At 72.2% G+C, this 23,487-nt stretch carries 12 protein-coding genes; 8 read left to right on the top strand and 4 right to left on the bottom strand.

What is annotated here, in order from left to right; genetic code table 11:
- Positions 1 to 7: 7 nt before the first annotated feature.
- A complete protein-coding gene (locus AC29IT_RS04810; protein WP_488217986.1) occupies positions 8 to 562 on the top strand; it encodes a hypothetical protein in 555 nt (184 codons plus the stop codon).
- 46 nt (positions 563 to 608) lie between these two features.
- Entirely contained in the window at positions 609 to 1,835 is a 1,227-nt protein-coding gene (locus AC29IT_RS04805) for a hypothetical protein (protein WP_488217985.1), read from the top strand.
- 60 nt (positions 1,836 to 1,895) lie between these two features.
- Here AC29IT_RS04805 and AC29IT_RS04800 read toward each other — a convergent pair whose 3' ends face one another.
- Positions 1,896 to 5,123 (bottom strand): CHAT domain-containing protein, encoded by a 3,228-nt coding sequence (locus AC29IT_RS04800; RefSeq protein ID WP_488217984.1) that lies wholly within the window; start codon positions 5,121 to 5,123, stop codon positions 1,896 to 1,898.
- A 747-nt stretch (positions 5,124 to 5,870) separates the two neighbouring features.
- On the opposite strand from AC29IT_RS04800, the gene rpoB reads away from it, so the two are divergent.
- Positions 5,871 to 9,353, top strand: a complete 3,483-nt coding sequence (gene rpoB / locus AC29IT_RS04795) for a DNA-directed RNA polymerase subunit beta (protein WP_358432555.1) — start codon at positions 5,871 to 5,873, stop codon at positions 9,351 to 9,353.
- Positions 9,354 to 9,464: 111 nt separating this feature from the next.
- Positions 9,465 to 13,376, top strand: coding sequence for a DNA-directed RNA polymerase subunit beta' (locus AC29IT_RS04790; protein ID WP_358432557.1), 3,912 nt, complete (start codon positions 9,465 to 9,467; stop codon positions 13,374 to 13,376).
- 161 nt (positions 13,377 to 13,537) lie between these two features.
- Here the strand turns inward: AC29IT_RS04790 and AC29IT_RS04785 are convergent, their stop codons facing one another.
- On the bottom strand, positions 13,538 to 14,044 hold the full coding sequence (locus AC29IT_RS04785; protein ID WP_488217983.1) for a hypothetical protein: 507 nt from the start codon (positions 14,042 to 14,044) through the stop codon (positions 13,538 to 13,540).
- Positions 14,045 to 14,141: 97 nt separating this feature from the next.
- Here AC29IT_RS04785 and AC29IT_RS04780 point away from each other — a divergent pair, with 97 nt between their 5' ends.
- The gene (locus AC29IT_RS04780; protein WP_488217982.1) at positions 14,142 to 15,080 is read left to right on the top strand and encodes an NADP-dependent oxidoreductase; all 939 of its coding nucleotides are present in this window, start codon (positions 14,142 to 14,144) and stop codon (positions 15,078 to 15,080) included.
- Positions 15,081 to 15,170: 90 nt separating this feature from the next.
- Here AC29IT_RS04780 and AC29IT_RS04775 read toward each other — a convergent pair whose 3' ends face one another.
- Entirely contained in the window at positions 15,171 to 15,674 is a 504-nt protein-coding gene (locus tag AC29IT_RS04775) for a DUF6319 family protein (protein WP_488217981.1), read from the bottom strand.
- 123 nt (positions 15,675 to 15,797) lie between these two features.
- Positions 15,798 to 17,201, bottom strand: a complete 1,404-nt coding sequence (pdxR, locus tag AC29IT_RS04770) for a MocR-like pyridoxine biosynthesis transcription factor PdxR (protein ID WP_488217980.1) — start codon at positions 17,199 to 17,201, stop codon at positions 15,798 to 15,800.
- A 297-nt stretch (positions 17,202 to 17,498) separates the two neighbouring features.
- Here pdxR and AC29IT_RS04765 point away from each other — a divergent pair, with 297 nt between their 5' ends.
- The 3 genes from AC29IT_RS04765 to AC29IT_RS04755 all read left to right on the top strand — a co-directional run bounded on the left by AC29IT_RS04765 (position 17,499) and on the right by AC29IT_RS04755 (position 23,485).
- The gene (locus AC29IT_RS04765; protein ID WP_488217979.1) at positions 17,499 to 18,599 is read left to right on the top strand and encodes an ADP-ribosylglycohydrolase family protein; all 1,101 of its coding nucleotides are present in this window, start codon (positions 17,499 to 17,501) and stop codon (positions 18,597 to 18,599) included.
- Between the two features lie 272 nt (positions 18,600 to 18,871).
- Positions 18,872 to 22,804: an ADP-ribosylglycohydrolase family protein gene (locus AC29IT_RS04760; RefSeq protein WP_488217978.1), complete on the top strand. Its 3,933-nt coding sequence runs from the start codon at positions 18,872 to 18,874 to the stop codon at positions 22,802 to 22,804.
- A 141-nt stretch (positions 22,805 to 22,945) separates the two neighbouring features.
- Positions 22,946 to 23,485, top strand: coding sequence for a YbaB/EbfC family nucleoid-associated protein (locus tag AC29IT_RS04755; RefSeq protein ID WP_488217977.1), 540 nt, complete (start codon positions 22,946 to 22,948; stop codon positions 23,483 to 23,485).
- Positions 23,486 to 23,487 lie beyond the last annotated feature (2 nt).

Genomic DNA, 23,487 nt, shown 5'->3' with positions numbered 1-23,487 from the left:
TGAGCCGATGACCGAGAACGCGGCCGAACCCGGCCCGGAACCCGAGAACCGCCCGACCACGAGACGATCGCGGCCCGTGCTGATCTCCGGGATCGCGCTGGCCGTGGCCCTGGTGGCGGCCCTGGTCACCGGCATCACCTGGGCGGTCGCCGCCAGCAGCGGCAACGCCGCCTTCACGGCCCAGCGCGACGACGCCCTGCAAGCCGGCACCCAGGCGATCATCAACTTCAACACGCTGGACTTCCACGACGTGCAGCCCGGGCTCGACCTGTGGGAGCGGTCGTCCACTGGACCGCTGCACGAGGACGTGGTGCGCGGGCGGCAGCAGTACGCCGACAGCATCACGCAGGCCAGGACGGTCACCAAGGCGGAGGTGCTCTCCGCCGGGCTCACCGAGCTCAACGACCACGCGGGGAAGGCCCGCATGATCGCGGTGGTCAAGGTGACCGTCACCCCCGACGGCCAGCCGCCCACCGAGAAGCGCAGCCGGTACCAGGCCGAGCTGACCCGCGACGGCCAGGACTGGAAGCTCAGCGTCCTCGGCCCCGTCGCGGTCGGCTGAGCGCCCGAGCAAGCCGCCGAACCCGCAAGCACTAGGAGTGGTCCCCGTGCCCCATCCCCGTCGTCCCGGATCGACGTCGCGGCGGCGCGTCGCAGGTCAGCGCAACCGCACCGGTTCCGGTGCGCAGAACAGCGGTTCCCGGTTCGGGCTGAACCGGCCGGACGAGGAGGCCGCGGCTTCGGCCGCCGGAACCGAGTCGTCCGATGTGGACGGTTCGGCGGCTGGTCCCGATCGCGAGGGCGCCGCAGCCGGATCGGACGTCGCAGCCGGATCGGACGTCGCAGCCGGATCGGGCGCCGCTGCCGGATCGGGTGTCGCTGCTCAGCACGATGCCGCTGCTGACCAGGGGGCCGCGGGCGGACCGGACGATGCCGCGGACCGGGACTCCGGTGCCGAGCAGGGTTCCGAGCAGGGCAGCGGGGTCGGGCAGGCCGGCGGAAGCGAGCAGGACGCTGCCGATCAGAACTCCACTGGTCAGGGCTCGACCGACCAGGGCTCCGCGGATCAGGGTTCCACCGACCAGGGCTCCGACGCGGTGACCGCGCAGTCCACGACCGCGGAGGACGACGCGGCCACCGCCGCCGACCGCCAGGAACCGGACGCGGCGGAACAGCGCTTCCACGCCGTCGCCGACCTGCCCCAGGACGAGAACGCCACCGCCGAGGAGACCGCAGCTCCCGGGACGACCGCCGCCGCACCGAGCGGCACGGCCGAGCCCACCGGCGAGGACGGCGGCGAGACCGCGGAGTCGAGCGCCGAGCAGACCGCCGAGCGGCGCGGCGGCACCGGGCTCATCGCGGTGCTGCTCGCCGCGACCGTCGTGCTCGCCGGACTCGCCTCCTGGTTCGGCGTCGAGGCCTACGGCGCGTTCCACGGCAACCGGGCGCTCGCCGACCAGGCCACCACCAGCGAGGTCAACGGCCAGATCACCGACGGCGTCGAGAAGATCTTCTCCTACGACTTCGCCGACACCGGCAAGACCGAGCGCGCCGCGAAGGACCTGCTCGTCGGCCGCGCCATCGGCGAGTACGAGCAGCTGTTCACCACCGTCAAGCAGCAGGCGCCGATCCAGAAGCTCGTCGTCACCACCACGGTCAAGGCCAGCAGCGTCAACCGCCTCGAAGGCGACCGCGCCGAGGTGCTGCTGTTCGTCGACCAGAACGCCACCCGCACCGACATCGGCGGCGAGCCGTCCGTCGGGCCCGCGCAGGTCGTCATCAGCGCGGAGCGGCACGGCGACCAGTGGAAGATCGCCAACATCAGCCAGCACTGAGCACCGACCTGCGGACGCCGCACCGCCCGGGAACCCGGAAATCCGGGCGGTGCCCGCAGGTCAGGGGCCGACGTGCAGGTGCGCGGACCAGCGCGACGGCATGTCGGGGAACTCCGCGCGCAGCCGCCGGGACACGTCGTGCAGGGCGTGCGAGGCGTGGCCGGTGTCGAACTCCGCGGTGCCAAACACCGCCTCGTACACCTCCGAGTGCACCTCCAGCGCGCACTCCTCGTCGACTTCCCACAGCGAGCCGATGACGTGCGCGAAACCCGCGAAGCCCAGCGCGGTCGCCAGCGGGACCGCCGCCGCGGACGGCGCGTCCACGAACGTCGAGCACCGGCCCAGGTAGCCGAACTCCGTCTGGTGCAGGCCGAGCTGGCCCAGCTCCACCAGCCCCAGCCCGCGCTGCGGGGGTTCCCGGTCCAGCACCAGCCCGGCCGCGGGCTGCGCGGGGTACTGGGCGCTCGGTTCGCACACGTGCACCCACGCCGCGCCGGGCAGCAGCTGCTGCATCTCCGCGGCCGAGGTCGTCGCCGGGGACAGCACCTCCGCGTCCGGCCAGTAGCGGGCGAGGATCTGGTTCTCCCGCGGCAGCTCCCGCGCCCCCGGTTCCAGCGCGTCCGCCGCCACCAGCGCCCGGCCCTGGTCCGGGACCGGCCGGTGCCGGGTCTCGTTCAACGCGCCCAGCGTCGGGACGTACGAGGACACCACCCGGTCCAGCGCGCTCGCCCCGTCCCGCGCGGCGGCGGCGTGCAGCGGCAGGAATCCCAGCGGGCCCAGCACGCACCACCACAGGCGCGGCCAGCGCTGGCCCTCCGCGGGCGGCTGCACGTATCCCATCCGGTCCAGCACCGGGCGGGTGACGTTGTGCCATGCCCAGTCCAGCGCTTCCAGCAGCGCGCGCTGATCGCGCTGGTCGGTCACGCCCAGCGCGGCCCTGGACTGCTCCGCGGCGGCATCGGGGCCCGCGCCCGGCAGCGGGACGGTCAGCACCCGGCCGGCGACCAGGACCAGCGCGTCCGCGCGGTACCGGCTCAGGTTGACCAGCACCACCGAGCCTTCCTCGCCTTCCCCGGCGAGCTCGGCGAACGGGCGTAACCGCAGGTGGTCGGCGTGCGTCGGGTCGGAGCGCACCTCGCGCAGCAGGTCCTCCCACGCGTCGACCAGCCGGGCGCGCAGCGCGCCGCCCTCGGCCGGGTCGGTCAGCGCGGGCTCGCCCGGCGGCCGGTCCAGCAGCCTGCGCAACCGGACGGCCTCGTCCGCGAGCTCCGGGTGGTCGCGGTGCAGCGCGCCGAGCTCGCCACCCGCGGGCAGGAAGTCCGACAGCAGCGCGGCGTGGCCGTGCTCCAGCAGCTCCACGGCGCGCTCCGGCTCGCCGTTCTCCACGGCGCACGCGGCCGCGTCGGCGGCGATCCGCGCCCACCGCTGCTGCATCGCGGGAGCGGCCACCGCCCGCTTCGCCCGGGTGACCAGCGGCAGCAGCTCCACCGCGGAGGTGAAAGACTCCACCGCCTCCGACCAGCGCTGCGCACCCGCGGCGAGCCTGCCGTTCAAGCTCGCGGCCCGCAGCCGCTGATCGGCGGGCGCCGACGGCTGCGCGGCGGCCTCGGCGAGCACCCGCCGCGCCCAGCGGTAGAACCGGCGCCTGCCGGTGCGCTGGTGCAGCGACTGCAGGGCCCGGCCCAGGTGGGTGGCGACCGCGGCCCGCTCCGGTGCGTCGGCCGACATCGCCTCCAGCGCGCGGTCGAACCACTCCACGGCCGCTTCCAGCTCGCCGGTGCGGGTCGTGCGGCGGAACCGGTGCGCGGCGATCACGCCGAGCTGCGCCCAGGCCAGGTGCTGCGGGGTTTCGGGCGCGGTCGCGGCCTGGTCGCACACCTGCTTGGCGCGGTCCAGGTCGTCCTCGTCCGCGGTGTTCTCGTACCGGGTCAGCAGGCTCAGCGCCAGCGAGTGCAGCACCTTGCCGTTCAGCGAGCCCTCCGCCGCGGCCTCCCCGGCGGCGACCGCCGTGTCCAGCGCGTCGGCCTCCGCTCCGTGCAGGAAGTGCCTGCGCAGCAAGGCCCCGTAGCCGGCGAGCGCGAACGGCCGCTCCGGGTCCTCGGCCGCCATGCCCCGGGCGCTGGAGGCGTAGGCGCGCAGCGTGCGGCGCAGCGGGCCCGGCTCACCGGTGCTGTCCACGTGCTCGACCGTCGACTCGGCCAGCAGCACCAGGGCGCGCCCGAGCAGCGGGTGCCCCGGGCTCAGGACGCCCAGCACGCCGACCAGCTCACCGATGCCCGACTCCAGGTCGGCGAGGTCGCCGGCCTGCTCGAAGCGCAGCCGGAGCGCACCCGCCAGGTGGCACAGCGCCCCGCGCCGCGCCTCCCCGTCGGCGAGCCCGTCCGCCCCGCGACGCAGGTGCGTGATGCCCTCGTCCAGGTCCTGCGCCGAACCGTTGCGCTGGTAGCGCCGCAGCAGCGCGGCTCCCAGGTTGATCCGCAGCTCGGCGGCCTCGGTGCCCCCACCGCGGGACGCGGCCCGCGCGGCCTCGCGGAACACGTCGATCGATTCGTCGTCCGAGCCCGGGTCGCCCGCGAGCCGCGCGTGCGTCTTCAGCGCGTTCGCCAGCCGCACCAGGGTCATGATCCGCCGCGGATCGCGCCGCGGGGTCTGCTCGGTGGCGAGCCGGGCCGCCCGGACGGACTCCGCGGCGTGCGCGGCGTCCTCCCCGGTGACGGCGAGCTCGGTCAGCGCCAGCGCCAGGTTGCACTGGTACAGCACCAGGTCGGGGTCGTCCTGGTGCGCGCTGGTCGCGGCGTCCCGGTAGTAGCCGACCGCGTCCTCGAGGTCCTCGACCTGCTTGCTGTGCAGGTACCGCAGCTGGGCCGCGCTGCCCAGGTTGTTCAGCACGCCCGCCCGCGCCGGGTCGCGGTCGTCGAGCACGCCCGCGGTCGCGCGGAACACCTCCGTCACCCAGGGCAGCTGTTCGAAGTCGAGGGTGGAGATGATGCCGTTCATCGCCGTGATGGCGTCGGCGTACCGCTGCTGCGGGCTGGGGCGGTCCGGACCGGTCGCGCGCGGGGCGTCCGCCTGGCCGCCGGGCTGGCTCTGGCTGCTGGACTGGCCCTGACCACCGGCTTGGGCTTGGAGGCCGGCGCGGGATTGGGCGGTGGACCCGCCGTCCGCGGCTGCGGCCTCGCCCGCCGGGGCGCTGAACCACGACGCTCCGGCACCGGCGCCCTGCTGCTCACCGGTCGAACGCGCTCGCCCGTCGGCGAGTTCGTCCGGCCGACCCGCATCGTCATTCATCCCGATTCTCCTGTGGCATGCTCACACGACTATCAGCGTCGCGGCGTCGCGGGGCGTTTCACCGTACCGATGTTCACCGGTACCGAATAGCCCGTGCGTTCGCTGCGGGGAGCCGAGGACCGGGGCACGCGCTCCGTGCACGAGCCGCGACTCCCTGCGAGGTCAGCCGGGCGGCGTTCCCCGGCCGCACCCCCGCTGGATCACCCGGGCGGGGGCCTGCGGCGTGAGATGGCCGACAACGCCGGCGGCTTACTGGATCATAGGCGAACCGGGGTGCTCCCCGGTGGCGGAAACCGCGGAATCCGGGTGCGGTGTGCGATCGGGGCGGTCGGTTCCAGCGGTCGCGAGACCTGGCGGAAACTCGCCTGAACTACCGCGCGGTAAAGTCATGACCAGGGAGAACGGGCCCCTTGGCGATCACGTGTAGTGATCGTGTCTTGCGCCACGAGGGTGATCGGAGCGTGATCTCTTGACTGTCGGCGGCGGCGGGTTCACTCTGGTTCCCAACACGGGCAGGGCCTCGCGAGGTGCGGCTCCGCAGACGACTTCCGGGACGGTTCGTCGGCGGGCCCCTCGACAGGTGGCGTCGTAGCGTCTAGACTGCTACTTTGCGCTGCCCTCTTTCCGCCCTCCCCATGACGGGATCTAGGATCGTGGGCGCCATTGCACCCTTGACAGTCGTGTTAGTCGGTTGCCAACGCCTCCTGACGCGGCTGTAGCCAGTTCAGAGTCCCGGAAGGACGCATCTTGGCAGTCTCCCGCGCGACCAAGGTCTCTGCAGCTTCCAACTACACGTCGGGGATCGCTGGGGCACCCAGGCGGGTCTCGTTCGCGAACATCCGCGAACCGTTGGAAGTACCTGATCTGCTCGATCTGCAGGTCCAGTCCTTCGAATGGCTCGTCGGCGAGGAGGCCTGGTTCCAGCGCCGGGTCGACGCCGGCGATGACAGCCCAGTCGGTGGCCTGGAAGAAGTCCTGAGTGAGATCTCCCCGATCGAGGACTTCTCCGGATCGATGTCCCTGTCCTTTACGGATCCGCGCTTCGACGAGGTCAAGGCCTCGGTTGACGAGTGCAAGGACAAGGACATGACCTACGCGGCCCCGCTGTTCGTCACGGCCGAGTTCACCAACCACACCACTGGCGAGATCAAGAGCCAGACGGTGTTCATGGGTGACTTCCCGGTCATGACCGACAAGGGCACCTTCATCATCAACGGCACCGAGCGCGTCGTGGTCTCCCAGCTCGTGCGCTCGCCCGGCGTCTACTTCGACAGCTCGGTCGACAAGACGACGGACAAGGACGTCTACAGCGTCAAGATCATTCCCAGCCGCGGTGCGTGGCTGGAGTTCGACGTCGACAAGCGCGACACCGTCGGTGTCCGCATCGACCGCAAGCGCCGCCAGCCGGTGACGGTGCTGCTGAAGGCCCTGGGCTGGAGCGCGGAGGCGATCCGCGAGCGGTTCGGCTTCTCCGAGACGCTGATGGCGACCCTGGAGAAGGACCACACCGCCGGCCAGGACGAGGCGCTGCTCGACATCTACCGCAAGCTGCGCCCGGGCGAGCCGCCGACCAAGGAGAGCGCGCAGACCCTCCTGGAGAACCTGTTCTTCAAGGAGAAGCGCTACGACCTGGCCCGCGTCGGCCGCTACAAGGTCAACAAGAAGCTCGGCCTGGAGCTGCCGTTCGACTCCGGCGTCCTCACCGAGGACGACATCGTCACCACCATCGAGTACCTGGTCCGCCTGCACGCGGGCGAGACCTCGATGGGCGAGGGCGACCTGGAGGTGCCGGTCGAGGTCGACGACATCGACCACTTCGGCAACCGCCGCCTGCGCACCGTCGGCGAGCTGATCCAGAACCAGGTCCGCGTCGGCCTGTCCCGCATGGAGCGCGTCGTCCGCGAGCGGATGACCACCCAGGACGTCGAGGCGATCACGCCGCAGACGCTGATCAACATCCGTCCCGTGGTGGCGGCGATCCGCGAGTTCTTCGGCACCTCGCAGCTGTCGCAGTTCATGGACCAGACGAACCCGATCGCGGGCCTGACGCACAAGCGCCGGCTCTCCGCGCTCGGCCCGGGCGGTCTGTCCCGGGAGCGCGCGGGCATGGAGGTCCGCGACGTCCACCCATCGCACTACGGCCGCATGTGTCCGATCGAGACGCCGGAAGGCCCGAACATCGGCCTGATCGGCTCGCTGGCCACGTTCGCGCGGGTCAACCCGTTCGGCTTCATCGAGACGCCGTACCGCAAGGTCGTCGACGGCCGGGTCACCGACCAGATCGACTACCTGACCGCCGACGAAGAGGACCGCTACGTCAAGGCGCAGGCCAACGCGCCGATCGACGATGACGGTGTCTTCCTCGACGACCGCGTGCTGGGTCGCCGGAAGGGCGGCGAGGTCGAGCTCCTCGCCCCGACCGAGATCGACTACATGGACGTCTCGCCGCGGCAGATGGTCTCCGCCGCGACCGCGATGATCCCGTTCCTCGAGCACGACGACGCGAACCGCGCGCTGATGGGCGCGAACATGCAGCGCCAGGCGGTGCCGCTGCTGCGCAGCGAGTCCCCGCTGGTCGGCACCGGCATGGAGCTCCGCGCCGCCGTCGACGCCGGTGACGTGGTGACCGCCGACAAGGCCGGTGTCATCGAGGAGATCTGCGCCGACTACGTGACGGTGATGGCCGACGACGGCACCCGGCACACCTACCGGCTGCAGAAGTTCAACCGCTCGAACCACGGCACCTGCACCAACCAGAAGCCGATCGTGAACGAAGGCGATCGCGTCGAGGTCGGGCAGGTCATCGCGGACGGGCCGTGCACCCAGAACGGCGAGATGGCGCTGGGCAAGAACCTGCGCGTGGCCATCATGCCGTGGGAGGGGCACAACTACGAAGACGCGATCATCCTGTCCCAGCGCCTGGTGCAGGACGACGTGCTCACCTCGATCCACATCGAGGAGCACGAGGTCGACGCCCGCGACACCAAGCTCGGTGCCGAGGAGATCACCCGGGACATCCCGAACGTCTCCGAGGACGTTCTGGCGGACCTCGACGAGCGCGGCATCATCCGCATCGGCGCCGAGGTCCAGGGTGGCGACATCCTGGTCGGCAAGGTCACGCCGAAGGGCGAGACCGAGCTGACCCCGGAGGAGCGGCTGCTGCGCGCGATCTTCGGCGAGAAGGCCCGCGAAGTCCGCGACACCTCGCTGAAGGTGCCGCACGGCGAGACCGGCAAGGTCATCGGCGTCCGCGTGTTCAACCGCGACGAGGACGACGAGCTGCCCCCGGGCGTCAACGAGCTGGTCCGCGTCTACGTGGCGCAGAAGCGCAAGATCCAGGACGGCGACAAGCTCGCCGGCCGGCACGGCAACAAGGGCGTCATCGGCAAGATCCTGCCGATCGAGGACATGCCGTTCACCGAGGACGGCGCCCCGGTCGACATCATCCTGAACACCCACGGTGTGCCGCGACGGATGAACATCGGCCAGGTGCTGGAGACCCACCTCGGGTGGATCGCCTCGCAGGGCTGGTCCATCGACGGCGACCCGGACTGGGCCAGGCGCCTGCCCGCGGACCTCTACGAGGTCGAGGCCGGCACCAACACGGCCAGCCCGGTCTTCGACGGTGCCCGCGAGGAAGAGATCACCGGCCTGCTCGGCTCCACCCTGCCGAACCGCGACGGCGAGCGGATGGTCAAGGCCAACGGCAAGGCGCAGCTGTTCGACGGCCGCAGCGGGGAGCCGTACCCGTACCCGGTGGCCCTCGGCTACATGTACATCCTGAAGCTGTCGCACCTGGTGGACGACAAGATCCACGCCCGGTCGACCGGCCCGTACTCGATGATCACCCAGCAGCCGCTGGGTGGTAAGGCGCAGTTCGGTGGCCAGCGCTTCGGTGAGATGGAGTGCTGGGCCATGCAGGCCTACGGCGCCGCGTACACCCTGCAGGAACTGCTGACGATCAAGTCCGACGACGTCATCGGCCGCGTGAAGGTCTACGAGGCCATCGTCAAGGGCGAGAACATCCCTGACCCGGGTATCCCGGAGTCGTTCAAGGTGCTCCTCAAGGAGCTGCAGTCGCTGTGCTTGAACGTGGAGGTGCTCTCCACGGACGGTGCTGCCATCGAGATGCGCGACGGAGACGACGAGGACCTGGAGCGTGCCGCGGCGAACCTCGGCATCAACCTGTCCCGGAACGAGTCCCCCTCGGTGGACGACGTCGTTCAGTGACCTCGCCGCCGGTCCGCGGGCATGTGCCTGCCCGCGGACCGGCCTTCGACCCAACCTGGCATTCCCGGCCGGTAGCCGGCCGGACCTTTCGACTAAGGGAGAAGACCCGACGTGCTGGACGTCAACTTCTTCGATGAACTCCGCATCGGCCTCGCCACGGCCGACGACATCCGCCAGTGGTCGTTCGGCGAGGTCAAGAAGCCCGAGACGATCAACTACCGAACCCTGAAGCCGGAGAAGGACGGGCTCTTCTGCGAGAAGATCTTCGGTCCGACCCGCGACTGGGAATGCTACTGCGGCAAGTACAAGCGGGTCCGCTTCAAGGGCATCATCTGTGAGCGCTGCGGCGTCGAGGTGACCCGGGCCAAGGTGCGCCGCGAGCGGATGGGGCACATCGAGCTCGCCGCTTCGGTGACGCACATCTGGTACTTCAAGGGCGTTCCGAGCCGGCTGGGCTACCTGCTCGACCTGGCTCCCAAGGACCTCGAGAAGATCATCTACTTCGCCGCCTACGTGATCACCTCGGTGAACACCGAGATGCGGCACAACGACCTGTCCACGCTCGAGAACGAGATGGCGGTCGAGCGCAAGCGGGTCTCCGACCAGCGCGACGCGGACCTCGAAGCCCGTGCCCAGAAGCTCGAGGCCGACCTGGCCGAGCTCGAGGCCGAGGGTGCGAAGAGCGATGTGCGCCGCAAGGTCAAGGAGGGCGGCGAGCGCGAGATGCGGCAGCTGCGCGACCGCACGCAGCGCGACATCGACAGGCTCGACGAGATCTGGGAGACCTTCACCAAGCTGGACACCCGCCAGCTGATCTCGGACGAGATGCTCTACCGCGAGCTCTACGACCGGTACGGCGAGTACTTCACCGGCGGCATGGGCGCCGAGTCCATCCAGGCGCTGCTGCAGGACTTCGACATCGGTGCCGAGGCCGAGCTGCTGCGCGAGACGATCCGCTCCGGCAAGGGGCAGAAGAAGCTGCGCGCGCTCAAGCGGCTCAAGGTCGTCGCCGCGTTCCAGGCCACCGGGAACAACCCCGGCGGCATGGTGCTCAACTGCGTGCCGGTGATCCCACCGGACCTGCGTCCGATGGTCCAGCTCGACGGTGGCCGCTTCGCCACCTCGGACCTGAACGACCTGTACCGCCGGGTCATCAACCGCAACAACCGCCTCAAGCGACTGATCGACCTCGGCGCGCCCGAGATCATCGTCAACAACGAGAAGCGGATGCTGCAGGAGTCCGTGGACGCGCTGTTCGACAACGGCCGTCGCGGGCGCCCGGTCACCGGCCCCGGCAACCGGCCGCTGAAGTCGCTGTCCGACCTGCTCAAGGGCAAGCAGGGCCGGTTCCGCCAGAACCTGCTCGGCAAGCGCGTCGACTACTCCGGCCGTTCGGTCATCGTCGTCGGCCCGCAGCTGAAGCTGCACCAGTGCGGCCTGCCGAAGGAGATGGCGGTCGAGCTGTTCAAGCCGTTCGTCATGAAGCGGCTGGTCGACCTCAACCACGCGCAGAACATCAAGTCCGCGAAGCGGATGGTGGAGCGCCAGCGCCCGCAGGTGTGGGACGTGCTGGAAGAGGTCATCGCCGAGCACCCGGTGCTGCTGAACCGTGCTCCCACGCTGCACCGCCTGGGCATCCAGGCCTTCGAGCCGCAGCTGGTCGAGGGCAAGGCCATCCAGCTGCACCCGCTGGTGTGCGAGGCGTTCAACGCCGACTTCGACGGCGACCAGATGGCGGTGCACCTGCCGCTGTCGGCCGAGGCGCAGGCCGAGGCCCGGATCTTGATGCTGTCCAGCAACAACATCCTCTCGCCCGCGTCGGGTCGCCCGCTGGCGATGCCGCGTCTGGACATGGTCACCGGCCTGTACCACCTGACCAGGCTGGTCGAGGGCGCGCCGGGCGAGGGCCAGGCGTACTCCTCCGTGGGCGAGGCCATCATGGCCTTCGACCGCGGCGGGCTCTCGCTGCAGGCGAAGATCCGGATCCGGCTCCGCGACGTGGTGCCCGCCAAGGACGCCACTCCGGAGGACTGGGAGCCGGGCAAGCCGTGGCTCGCCGACACCACGCTGGGCCGGGTGTTCTTCAACGAGCTGCTGCCCGAGGACTACCCCTTCGTCAACGACCTGCTGCCGAAGAAGCGGCAGGCGGCGATCGTCAACGACCTCGCCGAGCGGTACCCGATGGTCACCGTCGCCCAGACGCTGGACAAGCTGAAGGACGCCGGCTTCCACTGGGCCACCCGCTCCGGTGTGACCGTGTCGATCTCCGACGTGGTCGTCCCGCCGCAGAAGAGCGAGATCCTCGACTCCTACGAGCAGCGCGCCGAGCAGGTGGAGAAGCGCTACCGCCGCGGTGCGCTCTCCTACCAGGAGCGGAACGCGGAGCTCGTCAAGGTCTGGACGGCGGCCAAGGACGAGGTCGCCGAGGCCATGGAGAAGAACTTCCCCGAGGACAACTCGATCAGCATGATCGTGAAGTCCGGGGCGGCGGGCAACATGACCCAGGTCGTGCAGCTGGCCGGCATGCGTGGTCTGGTGTCGAACCCGAAGGGCGAGTACATCCCGCGCCCGATCAAGGCGAACTACCGCGAAGGCCTGTCCGTGCTGGAGTACTTCATCTCCAACCACGGTGCCCGCAAGGGTCTGGCCGACACGGCGCTGCGTACCGCCGACTCGGGTTACCTGACCCGTCGTCTGGTGGACGTCTCGCAGGACGTCATCGTGCGGGAGACCGACTGCGGTACCGAGCGCGGCATCAAGATGCCGATCGCCGAGGTGCTGCCGGACGGCACGGTGCTGCGCGACGCGCACGTCGAGACCAGCATCTACGCCCGCACGACCGCCGAGGACGTCACGGACTCGGACGGCAACATCGTGCTCACCCGCGGTTCCGACCTGGGTGACCCGGCGATCGAGAAGCTGCTCGCGGCCAAGATCTCCAAGGTCAAGGTCCGCAGCGTGCTGACCTGCGAGTCCGGCGTCGGCGTCTGCGCGGTCTGCTACGGCCGCTCGATGGCCACCGGCAAGCTGGTGGACGTCGGCGAGGCCGTCGGCATCGTCGCCGCCCAGTCCATCGGTGAGCCCGGCACGCAGCTGACGATGCGTACCTTCCACCAGGGCGGTGTCGCCGGTGACGACATCACCACCGGTCTGCCGCGTGTCACGGAGCTGTTCGAAGCCCGGGTCCCGAAGGGCAAGGCGCCGATCGCCGACGCCCCCGGGCGGATCCGGATGGAGGACAACGACCGGTACTGGAAGATCACGGTCATCCCGGACGACGGCAGCGAGGAGATCGTCTACGACAAGCTGTCCAAGCGGCAGCGGCTCGCGACGATCTCGGTGGACGGCAGCGAGCGGCAGATCGCGGACGGCGACCACGTCGACGTCGGCCAGCAGCTGCTGGAAGGCGCCGTCGACCCGCACGAGGTCCTGCGCGTGATGGGGCCCCGCGAGGCCCAGCTGCACCTGGTCCGCGAGGTCCAGGAGGTCTACCGCTCCCAGGGCGTGGGCATCCACGACAAGCACGTGGAAGTCATCGTCCGGCAGATGCTGCGGCGCGTCATCATCATCGACTCGGGTGCGACCGAGTTCCTGCCCGGTTCGCCGGTGGAGCGCTCGCAGTTCGAGGGCGAGAACCGCCGCGTGGTGGCCGAGGGCGGGGACCCGGCTTCGGGCCGCCCGGTGCTGATGGGCATCACCAAGGCCTCGCTGGCCACGGAGTCCTGGCTGTCGGCGGCCTCCTTCCAGGAGACGACCCGCATCCTCACGAACGCCGCGATCGAGGGCGCGAGTGACAAGCTGGTCGGCCTGAAGGAGAACGTGATCATCGGTAAGTTGATCCCGGCCGGTACCGGCATCAACCGCTACCGCAACATCCAGGTGCAGCCGACCGAGGAGGCGCGGGCCGCGGCGTACGCGATCCCGTCCTACGACGACGGCTACTACACGCCGGACGTGTTCGGCGCGGGCACCGGTGCCGCGGTGCCGCTGGACGACTACGACTTCGGTCGCGACTACCGGTGATCCGGTAGGCGGCCGCAGGTCGCGGAGCAGTGCACGGGAGGTCCCCGCTCGGGTTCGAGCGGGGACCTTCCGCTGTTCGGGGGTCTGCGGCGCGGTGCCGCGGACGAGCGCGCGGACCGGGGCGGCGCAGCCGCGAACGGCGCTGCGCAGCAGTTCGACGATCATGTCGGGGTTCCTCCGATCAGCGCGGCGGACGGGCCCGCGGGCAGCCGGATGCCCCGGCGGCGGGCTTCGGTGAGCAGGATCAGCTGGTCGTGCAGCAGGCGGTGCCGCGACGCCTCGCACGCGCGGATCTCGGCGACCAGCCCGGCGTCCGTGCACCCCGCGGCGTGGTGGTCGGTGAGTGGATCGGCCGCGGACCAGGACGGTTCGGCGGGCGATGCGGGTTGGGGACGGCTCGGTGCGGAGGCGGCGGCCGCGGGGTCGGCGGCCGGGAGATCGGCGGCCCCGGTCCCGGCGGACGGGGGCTGCTGGGCCGACGGGGACTCGGTCAACGGGGGCTGGGCCAACGGGAGCTGGGCCAACGGGGGCTCGGCGAACGGGGACTGGGCGTACGGGGGTTCGGCGGGCACCGGCTCGCCCGGCGGTCGACCGGCGTTCCCGGGGGAGCGGCCGGGCGTCCCGGGCACGAGGTGCAGCCTGCGGTGGGTGCGGGTTCTGGGGTCCATGAATCCGATCATCCGGAATCGAACACGCGTTCGCCACTACACGAGCGGGTGGTCCTGAACCGGAATATCCGGCGTCCGGGGCGGGGTTGCACCGGGTATGCGAGTGATCGGCGTTTCCGAGTTCGGTGGCCCCGACGTGCTGCGCGAATTCCACGTCCCACCACGGCACGCGGGCCCGGGTGAGGTCCGCGTGCGGGTGCGCGCGGCCGCGGTCAACCCGACCGACACCCTGCTCCGCAGCGGCGCGCAGGCCGAGCGGCTGCGGGACGTGCCACCGCCGTACGTCCCGGGCATGGACGTGGCGGGGGAGCTGGACGAGGTCGGCGAGGGCGTCGACACCGGTCTCGCCGTCGGCGACCGGGTGGTCGCGATCGTCGTGCCGCACGGATCCCACGGCGGCTACTCGGAGAGCCTGGTTCTCCCGGCCCGCTCGGTGGTGCGCGCCCCGGCCGGGGCGGACCACCCGGCGGCGGCGACGTTGCCGATGAACGCGATGACGGCGCGCCAGGCGCTGGACCTGCTGGAACTCGCGCCGGGCGAGACGATCGCGGTCACCGGTGCGGCGGGAGCGTTCGGCGGCTGCACGATCCAGCTGGCGAAGGCCGACGGGCTTCGGGTCATCGCGGACGCGGCCGACCGGGACCGGGAGCTCGTCCGGTCGCTGGGTGCGGACGTCGTCGTGCCGCGCGGGGACGACGTGGCGGCGCGCATCCGCGAGGTCGAACCGGACGGGGTGCCCGCGATCGCGGACGGGGCGCTGCTCAACGACCGCCTGCTGCCCGCGGTGCGGGACGGCGGGCGGATCTCGACCACGCGGTTCTTCACCGCCGACGCGGAGCGCGGCATCAGCTACCGGCCGGTGAGCGTGCGGGAGTACGCGCAGGAGTGGGAAAAACTGGACCGGCTGCGGTCCCAAGTGGACGAAGGGGTGCTGGACCTGCGGTTGGCTCGGACCTACCCGGCGGCGGAAGCGGCGGAGGCGCACCGAGCCCTAGCGGCGGGCGGCGTGCGGGGCCGGTTGGTGCTGGAGTTCTGATCGGCGCGACCGCGCGGACCGGGCGCCCCGGACGCGGCCGCCCCGGTTCGGGGCGGTGGCGTCCGGGGGCTCGGCCGACCGGTGCGGTCGTCAGCCTTCGAGCTCCAGCAGGGCCTTGCGGACCCGCTCGACCTCGGCTTCGAGCTCGGCGAGCTTCGCCTCGTGCTGCTCGCGCGCGGCGCTCAGGACCTCTTCGATGGCTTCGGAGATGTCCTGGTGGAGTTCCGCCGCCGCCTTGGAGACCGCGGCCGCCGGGACCGGCAGCCCCTGCACGACGCGCTTGCCGGCGTGCATCAGCTCGGCCTGCCACTCGCCTTCCGCGGTGCCGGTCACGGTCAGCGTGAGCTCGACGGTGCGGGTCTTCTTGGCGGTGCTCTGCTTGCGGGCGCGGGTCTTCTTCGGCGCGGGCTCCGCGGTCGCGTCCGCCGGAGCGGCGTCGGCCGGGGTCGCGTCCGCCGCGGCGGGCTCGGAGGGCGTCGCCTCGGCCTGCGCGGTGTCCGCCTCGACCTGGGCGGTGCTGTTCTCCGGCTGCGCCGAAACCTGCTCGGCTTGGGTCTCTTCGCTGGTCACCTGGTCTGCTTCCTGCTCGCCCACGGATTCTCCTTGCTGTGCGCCGGTCGGTGACCCAGGATAGAACACCAGTTCCCCTGCGCCGTGTCGGCGGGCGGGGACCGGCGCGCGTGGGCACTGTAGCGGGAGCCCGCGCGGCGGTGGCGGTCATGGGTCGAGCGTGTCGAGCAATGCCGCCAGGGCGGGGCGGAACGCGTGCTCGGCGGGTGCGGCGTAGCCGATCACCACGCCCGCGGGGTGCTCGCCGGGCCGCACCCACCACGGGCCGAGCACGTCGAGTTCGACGCCGCGGGCGCGCGCCCGCGCGAGGACCTCCTGCTCGCCGGGGCCGTCGGGGTCGAGCCGCAGGGTCAGGTGCAGTCCGGCGGCGATGCCCGCCGGGTAGCGCCGGTGCCGGGCGCGCAACCCGTCCAGGCCGTGCAGCAGCTGCTCCCGCCGCGTCCGGTACACCGACCGGGATCGGCGCACGTGCTGGTCGTAGGCACCGGAGCGCAGCAGTTCCCCCAGCGCGAGCTGGTCGAACACCGGCCCGAACCGCCCGTGGGTGCGCATCGCCCGCACCGGTTCTACGAGCCGGGCGGGCAGTGCCAGCCACGCGATGCGCAGCGCGGGAGCGAGCGTCTTGCTCGCCGTCCCCGCGTAGATCACCGCGTCCGGGGCCATGCCCTGCAGCGAGCCGACGGGGTTGCGGTCGAAGCGGAACTCCCCGTCGTAGTCGTCCTCGACGACGAGCCTGCCGTCGGCCTTCGCGTTGCGGATCAGCTCGGCGCGGCGCTGCGCCCGCATGGTGACGCCGAGCGGGAACTGGTGCGCGGGCGTGACGACGACGGCCGGGCTGCGCAGCGCGGCCACGTCGAGGCCGCCCTCGTCGACCGGGATGCCGCGCACGGTCATCCCGTCGTCGGCGGCGATGTCCCGGAAGTGCGGCAGCGACGGGTCCTCGAAGTCGATCGAAGACCCGCCCTCGGCGCGCAAGACCCTGCTGATCAGCGAGAGCGCCTCGCTGTAGCCGTTGCAGATGATCAGCCGCTCAGGGGTGGTGTGCACGGCGCGGGCCCGCCGCAGGTAGTCGGTGAGCGCTTCGCGCAGCGCGAGCGGCCCCTGCGGGTCGCCGTAGTCGAGCTCGTCGGCGGGCATGGTGCGCAGCACCCGGCGGCTCGCGGCCAGCCAGTCCTTGCGCGGGAAGGCGCTCAGGTTCGGCCTGCCCGGCCGGAAGTCCCAGCGCGGCGCGCGGTCCGCAGGCCGGGGTGCCGGGGAGGCGGGGCGTTCGCCGCTGCGGAGCCGGTCGGCGACGGTGGTGGGCGCGCCTTGCCGGGACAGCAGGAAGCCTTCGGTGCCGAGCTGCGCGTAGGCCCTGGTCACGGTCCCGCGGGCGATGCCGAGGTCGTGGGCGAGGGCGCGGGTGGAGGGCACGCGGCTCCCCGCGGCGAGGCGGCCGTCGCGGATCGCCGCGCGCAACGCCTCCGCGAGGGTGCTGCTGTCCGGTCGTCCCGACCAGTCCAGGTGCAGGTCCAGGCCGGATTCGAGGGAACCGGAACGTTCGCGGTTCACGGCCGCGAGCTTACTGGTCGGGTCTGTCGGCCCTCGTCGCGAGCGGGCGGATGGCGGAACCTCAGCGGGTTTCTCACTGCGGGATCGTTTTCGCAGGCGGTTCCGCCACATGCGAAAACGGTGTCCTCGCCGGCATCCCGCTGGGAACCCGCGGGTGGTCCTGTTGCTCAGGTGGTCGCTAGCTCAGCGGCTCCGCCGCTGACAGGAAGGACGGCGGGTGGGCGAACGGGGCGAAACCGGCCCGGGCGGGGGTGCGGCATTGCTAATCTTCGCCGGGTCGCGAGGAGGGGCGGACGAGTGCAGCAGGGGCCGGATTCCCACGAGCGTTTCCTCGGCAGCATGCTCGGCGGAGCGTTGGGCGACGCGCTGGGCTTCGCCGTCGAGTTCCGCCAGATCGACAAGATCCGCGAGCGGTACGGGCCGGACGGCGTGACCGGCCCGGTGCTCGCGGACGGCCTGGCGCAGATCTCCGACGACACGCAGATGATGCTGTTCACCTTGGAAGGCCTGGTGCGCGCGCACGTGGCGCGCCGGATGCAGCCGGTGGACAACGACCCGCTCCCGGAGGTCCAGCACGCCTACCAGCGCTGGCTGCACACCCAGAACCGCAGCTGGGCGGAAGCGGCAGGTCCGTACGCGGTGCACCTGGCCGAACCGGACGGCTGGCTGATCGCGCGGCGCGAGCTGTTCGAGGTCCGAGCCCCGGGCAACACCTGCATGCAGGCGCTGCTCGCGTTCGGCCACACCCACCGGCAGGCGACCCCGGAGAACGCGGCGAACGACTCGAAGGGCTGCGGCGGGGTGATGCGGGCGGCGCCGGTGGCGGTGTGGTCGCACGATCCGGCCGAGGTGTTCCACGCAGCGGTGGGCACGGCGGCGCTGACCCACGGTCACCCGTCCGGCTACCTGTCGGCGGGCGTGCTGGCGGTGGTGGTGCACCAGCTGATCCGGGAGGTGCCGCTGCCGGAGGCGGTGCGGCTGGCCCGGGACCTGCTGCTGCGGTGGCGCGGCCACGAGGAGCAGCTGCGGCTGCTGGACGCGGCGGTGGAACTGGCGGAGCAGGGCGCGGTGTCGCCGGAGCAGCTCGCGGAACGGCTCGGCGGCGGCTGGGTGGGCGAGGAAGCCCTGGCCATCGGGCTGTACGCGGCGCTCGCGGTGCCGGACGTGCGGCAGGCGCTGCTGCTGTCGGTGAACCACTCGGGCGATTCGGATTCGACCGGGATGGTGTGCGGGAACGTCGTCGGCGCGCTGCACGGGCTCCGCGCGCTGCCACCGGAGTGGCTGGACGTGCTGGAGCTGCGCGACGTGGTGACCGAGCTGTCCCGGGACGCGCTCGCCGAGTTCAGCCCGACCCCGCCCGCGGACGCCGCGTGGAGCAGGCGCTATCCCGCGTGGTGAGCATTCTCTCGATCACCGCGGCACCCGCCGTGGCCACCGCTGATCGACCCGCAGCACGCCACCCGGTCGTTGGATCACCCGGGGGAGTCGGCCGTGGCGTCGGCCAAGTGGGGCAACATTGAGGGGGTGCGGTCCAAGGGATCGGCGGTGCTCCGCCGGAGCCGGGATAGCTCCCGGACGTCCGCCGCGGCGAAGCGGCGGCCCTGCGACCGACGTCCGCGACCGGTGGTCGTGGGCGGTGCCCCGCACGGTGACCCGACAGGAGACTGGGGATGACCGGTGACACCTCGTGGTTCGCGAACACGCACGGTTCGGCCGTGTCGCGGCGAGAGCCGCGCGTGCTGAGCTGGTCGGACCGGTTCCGCGGCGCGCTGCTCGGCGGCGCCGTGGGCGACGCGCTGGGTGCAGGGGTGCGCACCAGATCGGCGTGGGACATCCAGCACTGGTTCGGCGCGCAGGGCGTGACCGACTACCTGCCGGTGTTCGGGCGGCGCGGTGGCGTCACGGAGCTGACGCAGCTGGCCGTGTTCACCCTGGAGGCGCTGCTGCGGGCGCGAGCGGTCAACGGCGAGTCGGTGGACTGGCTGCCGACTCCGGTGATCCGCACGAACCACCTGCGCTGGCTGTACACGCAGGGGGTGCCGTGGGAGTTCGCGATGTCCGGCTACCTGCAGACCCACCCGGAGCCGAGCGGCTGGCTGCTGGAGACGCCGCAGCTGTTCTCGACCCGCAATCCGGCGGGCGGGGCGCTGTCCGGGCTGGGCAGGCTCGCCGCGCAGCCGCCGGCGCAGCAGACCCCGGACCCGCGGTCCGGCCCGGTGGTGCGCCCCGGTTTCGCCGACTGCGCGGTGTGGGCGGCGCCGACGATGGTGTGGAGCACCTCGGAGGAGCGGGTGTTCGCGGCGGGAGCCGACGTGGCCCGGCTGCTCACCGACGACGTGAACGTGCAGGGCGCTGCCGGGTTCCACGCGGACGTGCTGACCCAGCTGATCCAGGGCGACATCGGGCTGTGGGAGGCCGTGGGGCTCACCGATGCCCGGTTGAGCTCGCTGCACAGCGGGGCGGACGGGCCGGCCGCGGTGCGCAGGGCGGTGCACGCGGCGATGTTCGCGACCCGCGACGGCCGCCGCCCGCGGCCCGCCGAGCTGGACGCCGAGTTCGACACCGAGCACAAGCCGGGGGAGCTGGGGACCGCGCTGGCCGCGGTCGCGGCCACCGGGAGCTTCGCCGAGGCCGTGCTGATGGCGGTGAACGTGTCGGCGGACAGCAGCGTCACCGGCGCGATGGCCGGGCAGCTCGCCGGAGCCCTGCACGGGCCGGACGCGATTCCGCCGCGGTGGCGCGATGAGCTGGAACTCGGCGACATCATCGAGACGTTGTGCGCCGACGCCGCCGAGGCGTTCGCCCCGCCGCCGCCTCCGCCGCCGCTGCCGAAGTGGGCGCAGCGCTACGTGGGCGACCCGCGCGGTTCGTCCGGCCCGCGGGAGCTGAGCGCGCCGCTGACGACCACGGTCGACAGCGGCCGAGGCCCGGAGCCGGTGCGGCCGGTGGACGGCAGCAACGAAGAGACGATGATCATCGACTTGGGCCGGTTGAACTCCCACCCGGACGCGCCCGAGTTCGGCGATCCGGCCGCGGAGGCCGCGCCGGAGCTCGAGCCGCGCTCCCGGCCGGAATCCCAGCCGCGGGAGGAGATCCGGCGGTCCGAGGCCGCATCCCGGCCCGAGTCGCCGTCCCGTCCTGAGGCGCAGTCCCGTCCCGAGGCGCAGCTGCGGGCCGAATCGCAGTCCCGTCCCGAATCGCAGCCCCGCCCCGAATCGCAGTCCTGGGCCGAACCCCGGTCCTCGTTCGAGCAGCCGCGGCCCGAGCCGGAACACGCGCCGGTCAACGCGTTCACCCAGACCACCGACCGCACCGACCTGTCGATGCTCACCGGGCACCGGCCGCAGGCCGAGGACGCCGACGAGGCGCGGCCGATGCCGGACTTCGGAGCGGGCGGCTTCCAGCTGTCCACGGATCGCACCGATCGCGAAGAGCTGGCCCGGCTGGCGAAGCTGGTGTCGATCCGGCCGGAGGAGGCCGGTCGGATCCCGCGCGAGGAACCGGCCCCGCGTCAAGAACCGGCCCCGCGCCCGGAACCGCCTCAGCGCCCGGACCCCGCCGCGGAACCCGAACCGCACCACGCCGAATCCGCGCGCTACGCCGAGACTTCGGACCGGCACCAGTCCCCGGGCCGGCAGGAGTCCGCGCACCACGCCGAGGCCTCCTCGTCCTACGACGGCTCCGACGACGCCGCCCGCCACGACGAACCGCACGATCACGAGCACGCCGAACCCGGGCACCACGCCGAGGCCCCGCACGAGGAACCGCTCCCCGCCCCGGAGCAGGACGACCGGTACGCGCAGGCCGAGCCCGAGACGGCGGAGTTCGCCGCCGCCGAGGCGGCCCCCGACCAGTGGGCCGATCCCGACGACGCCGAACCGCACCAGGAGCAGGCCGAGCCGGTGGACCGGGGCTTCACCGCCGACCGCGAGGAACCCGCGCACCACGCCGCGGAGGCGGACTCGCCTGCCGACACCAGGCCGGCCAAGTCCCCCGGCTCGGGCGGGCACGCCAAGTCGGAGACCACCGACGAGGTGGCGCCCGCGCTGACCGAGCGGGTGCTGGGCTGCTTCCTCGGCGGCGCGCTCGGGGACGCGCTGGGCTCTGACCTGGAGTTCGTCACCGCCGAGCAGATCACCGAGCGGTTCGGCCGGGGCGGTCCGCAGGGCCTCCGGGAGGCCTACGGCGTGCAGGGCGCGATCACCGACGACACCCAGATGACGTTGTTCAGCGCGGAAGGCCTGATCCGCGGCGGCATCGCGCGCCGCACCCTCGGCAGCACCGACCCGCTGCCGGAGATCCAGCTGGCCTACCAGCGCTGGCTGCACACGCAGGGCATCGAGTGGGAGTTCGCGGCCGGTGCGTTCCGCGCCGTGTACCCGGAGCCGGACGGCTGGCTGGTGGAGGTACCGGGGCTGTTCTCCACCCGCTCTCCCGGCAAGACGATCTTCCGCGCGCTGGCCCGGTTCGGCGACGGCCACGCGGCCGGGTCGATCACCGAGCCGATCAACGACTCGAAGGGCTGCGGCGGGGTGATGCGGTCGGCGCCGATGGCGCTGTACTCGCCGGACCCGCCGGTGGCGTTCGAGCTGGCCGCGCGGGCCGCCGCGCTGACCCACAGCCACCCGTCCGGTTACCTGTCGGCGGGTGCGCTGGCGGTGATCGTGCAGCAGGCGCTGCTCGGCCAGACCCTCGACGACGGGGTGTGGCTGGCGCTGCAGGTGCTGGAGACCTGGGAGGGCCACGAGGAGACGAGCGCGCTGCTCAAGCAGGCCGTGGAACTGGCGGAGCGCGGCGATCCGACGCCGGAGGACATCGCCGGGACGCTCGGCGGCGGCTGGGTCGGCGAGCAGGCGCTGGCGATCGCGGTGTGCGGTGCGCTGGCCGGTGGCGACGACGTGGCGAAGGCGCTGCGCATCGCGGTGCACCACGACGGCGACAGCGACTCGACCGGGGCGATCTGCGGCAACATCGTGGGCGCGCTGATCGGGCTGAGCGGGTTGCCGGTGAGCTGGCTGGCGGATCTGGAGCTGCGCGACGTCGTGGAGCAGATCGCGCTGGACTGCGTGGCCGAGTTCGGCGACTCGCTGTCCCGCGACCCGGATGCGCCCGAGCCGCCCGCGAGCGAGCGTCCCGCCGACGAGGAGTGGGACGAGCGCTACCCGGTGCGCAGGCTGCCGGTCACCACCGATGCGGCTCCGCTCGCGCAGCCGGATTCGGCTGTGCACCCGGATGCACCGGCGCAGCCGCAGCCGCCCGTGCACCCGGATTCGGCGTACCCGGATCCGGCGCACTCCGACTCGGCGCCGCATCCGAACTCGGCAGTGCACTCGAACTCGGCGGCGCACTCGGATTCGGCGGCGCACCCGGAGCCGCCCGCGCAGCCGGACCGTTCGACGTACCCGGACTCGCCCGAGGCACGCGCGGACGATCCCGGGGACCCGCCCACCGCGCTGCTGCCCGCCGTCGGGGCAGCCCCGCCGGAGCAGGCCCCGGAACCGCCCGCCCAGCCGGAACCGGAGCCGCTGGCGGCGTTCCCGGCGCCGAAGCCGTCGCCGCGCCGCATCCAAGGTCCGCAGCCCGCCTACGACGGCGAAGGCTGAGTGATCAGGGATACATCGCAGGCGGTGTGATCCGCCCCGGGGCGTCGAGGCGTGTTGGTAGCGTTCCCGCCGCACGAGAAGACCGGATCGGTCCGCCGCGCCGCTGCGCGGACACGACCGCCGCACACGTTCGGGGGCGGAGTGCCTGACGACATCAGCGCGACTGAGCGGATGGTCCGCGAGTGGCAGGAACGCGCGACCGAGAAGGCCGAGAAGTTCGGCCGCATGCAGGCTCAGATCGAGCAGATCTCGGTCACCGAATCCTCCCGCGACGGCGCGGTGCGGGTGACGGTCGGCTCCAGCGGCATGATCGAGGACCTGATGCTCGCGGAGAGCGCCGGGAACCGCCCGATGGCGAAGCTCGCGGGCGAGATCATGCGCACGGTGCAGCTGGCCCAGTCGAAGCTGCCGGAGCGGATGCGGGAGGCCGCGGCGAGCACCGTCGGCGAGGGCGACGAAGCCGTGCGCCACATGTTGGGGCAGGCCGAGCGCTTCTTCCCGGAACCGCCGGAGGAGGCCGAGGATCCGTCGCGGCCCTCCGGCGCGCAGGAGCGCCGTTCCGGACCCGAGGACGCCGGTCCGCAGCAGCGGGAGCCGCGCCGCCCGAACCGGCCGCCGCACCGATCCGGCCCGGACGACTTCGACGACGAGGACTTCAGCCGCGGCTCGTTCCTGCGCTGACG

It is taken from the genome of Saccharopolyspora sp. MMCC62 (assembly GCF_057736575.1).
Note: the sequence above shows the minus strand (reverse complement) of the source record. Positions and strands in the feature narration are given on the sequence as shown.

Excerpts from the sequence above, each read along its gene's own strand:
- AC29IT_RS04810 (WP_488217986.1), top strand. The coding sequence starts at position 8 with ATGACCGAGAACGCGGCCGAACCCGGCCCGGAACCCGAGAACCGCCCG.
- AC29IT_RS04800 (WP_488217984.1), bottom strand. The coding sequence starts at position 5,123 with ATGAATGACGATGCGGGTCGGCCGGACGAACTCGCCGACGGGCGAGCG.
- AC29IT_RS04785 (WP_488217983.1), bottom strand. The coding sequence starts at position 14,044 with ATGGACCCCAGAACCCGCACCCACCGCAGGCTGCACCTCGTGCCCGGG.
- AC29IT_RS04780 (WP_488217982.1), top strand. The coding sequence starts at position 14,142 with ATGCGAGTGATCGGCGTTTCCGAGTTCGGTGGCCCCGACGTGCTGCGC.
- AC29IT_RS04760 (WP_488217978.1), top strand. The coding sequence starts at position 18,872 with ATGACCGGTGACACCTCGTGGTTCGCGAACACGCACGGTTCGGCCGTG.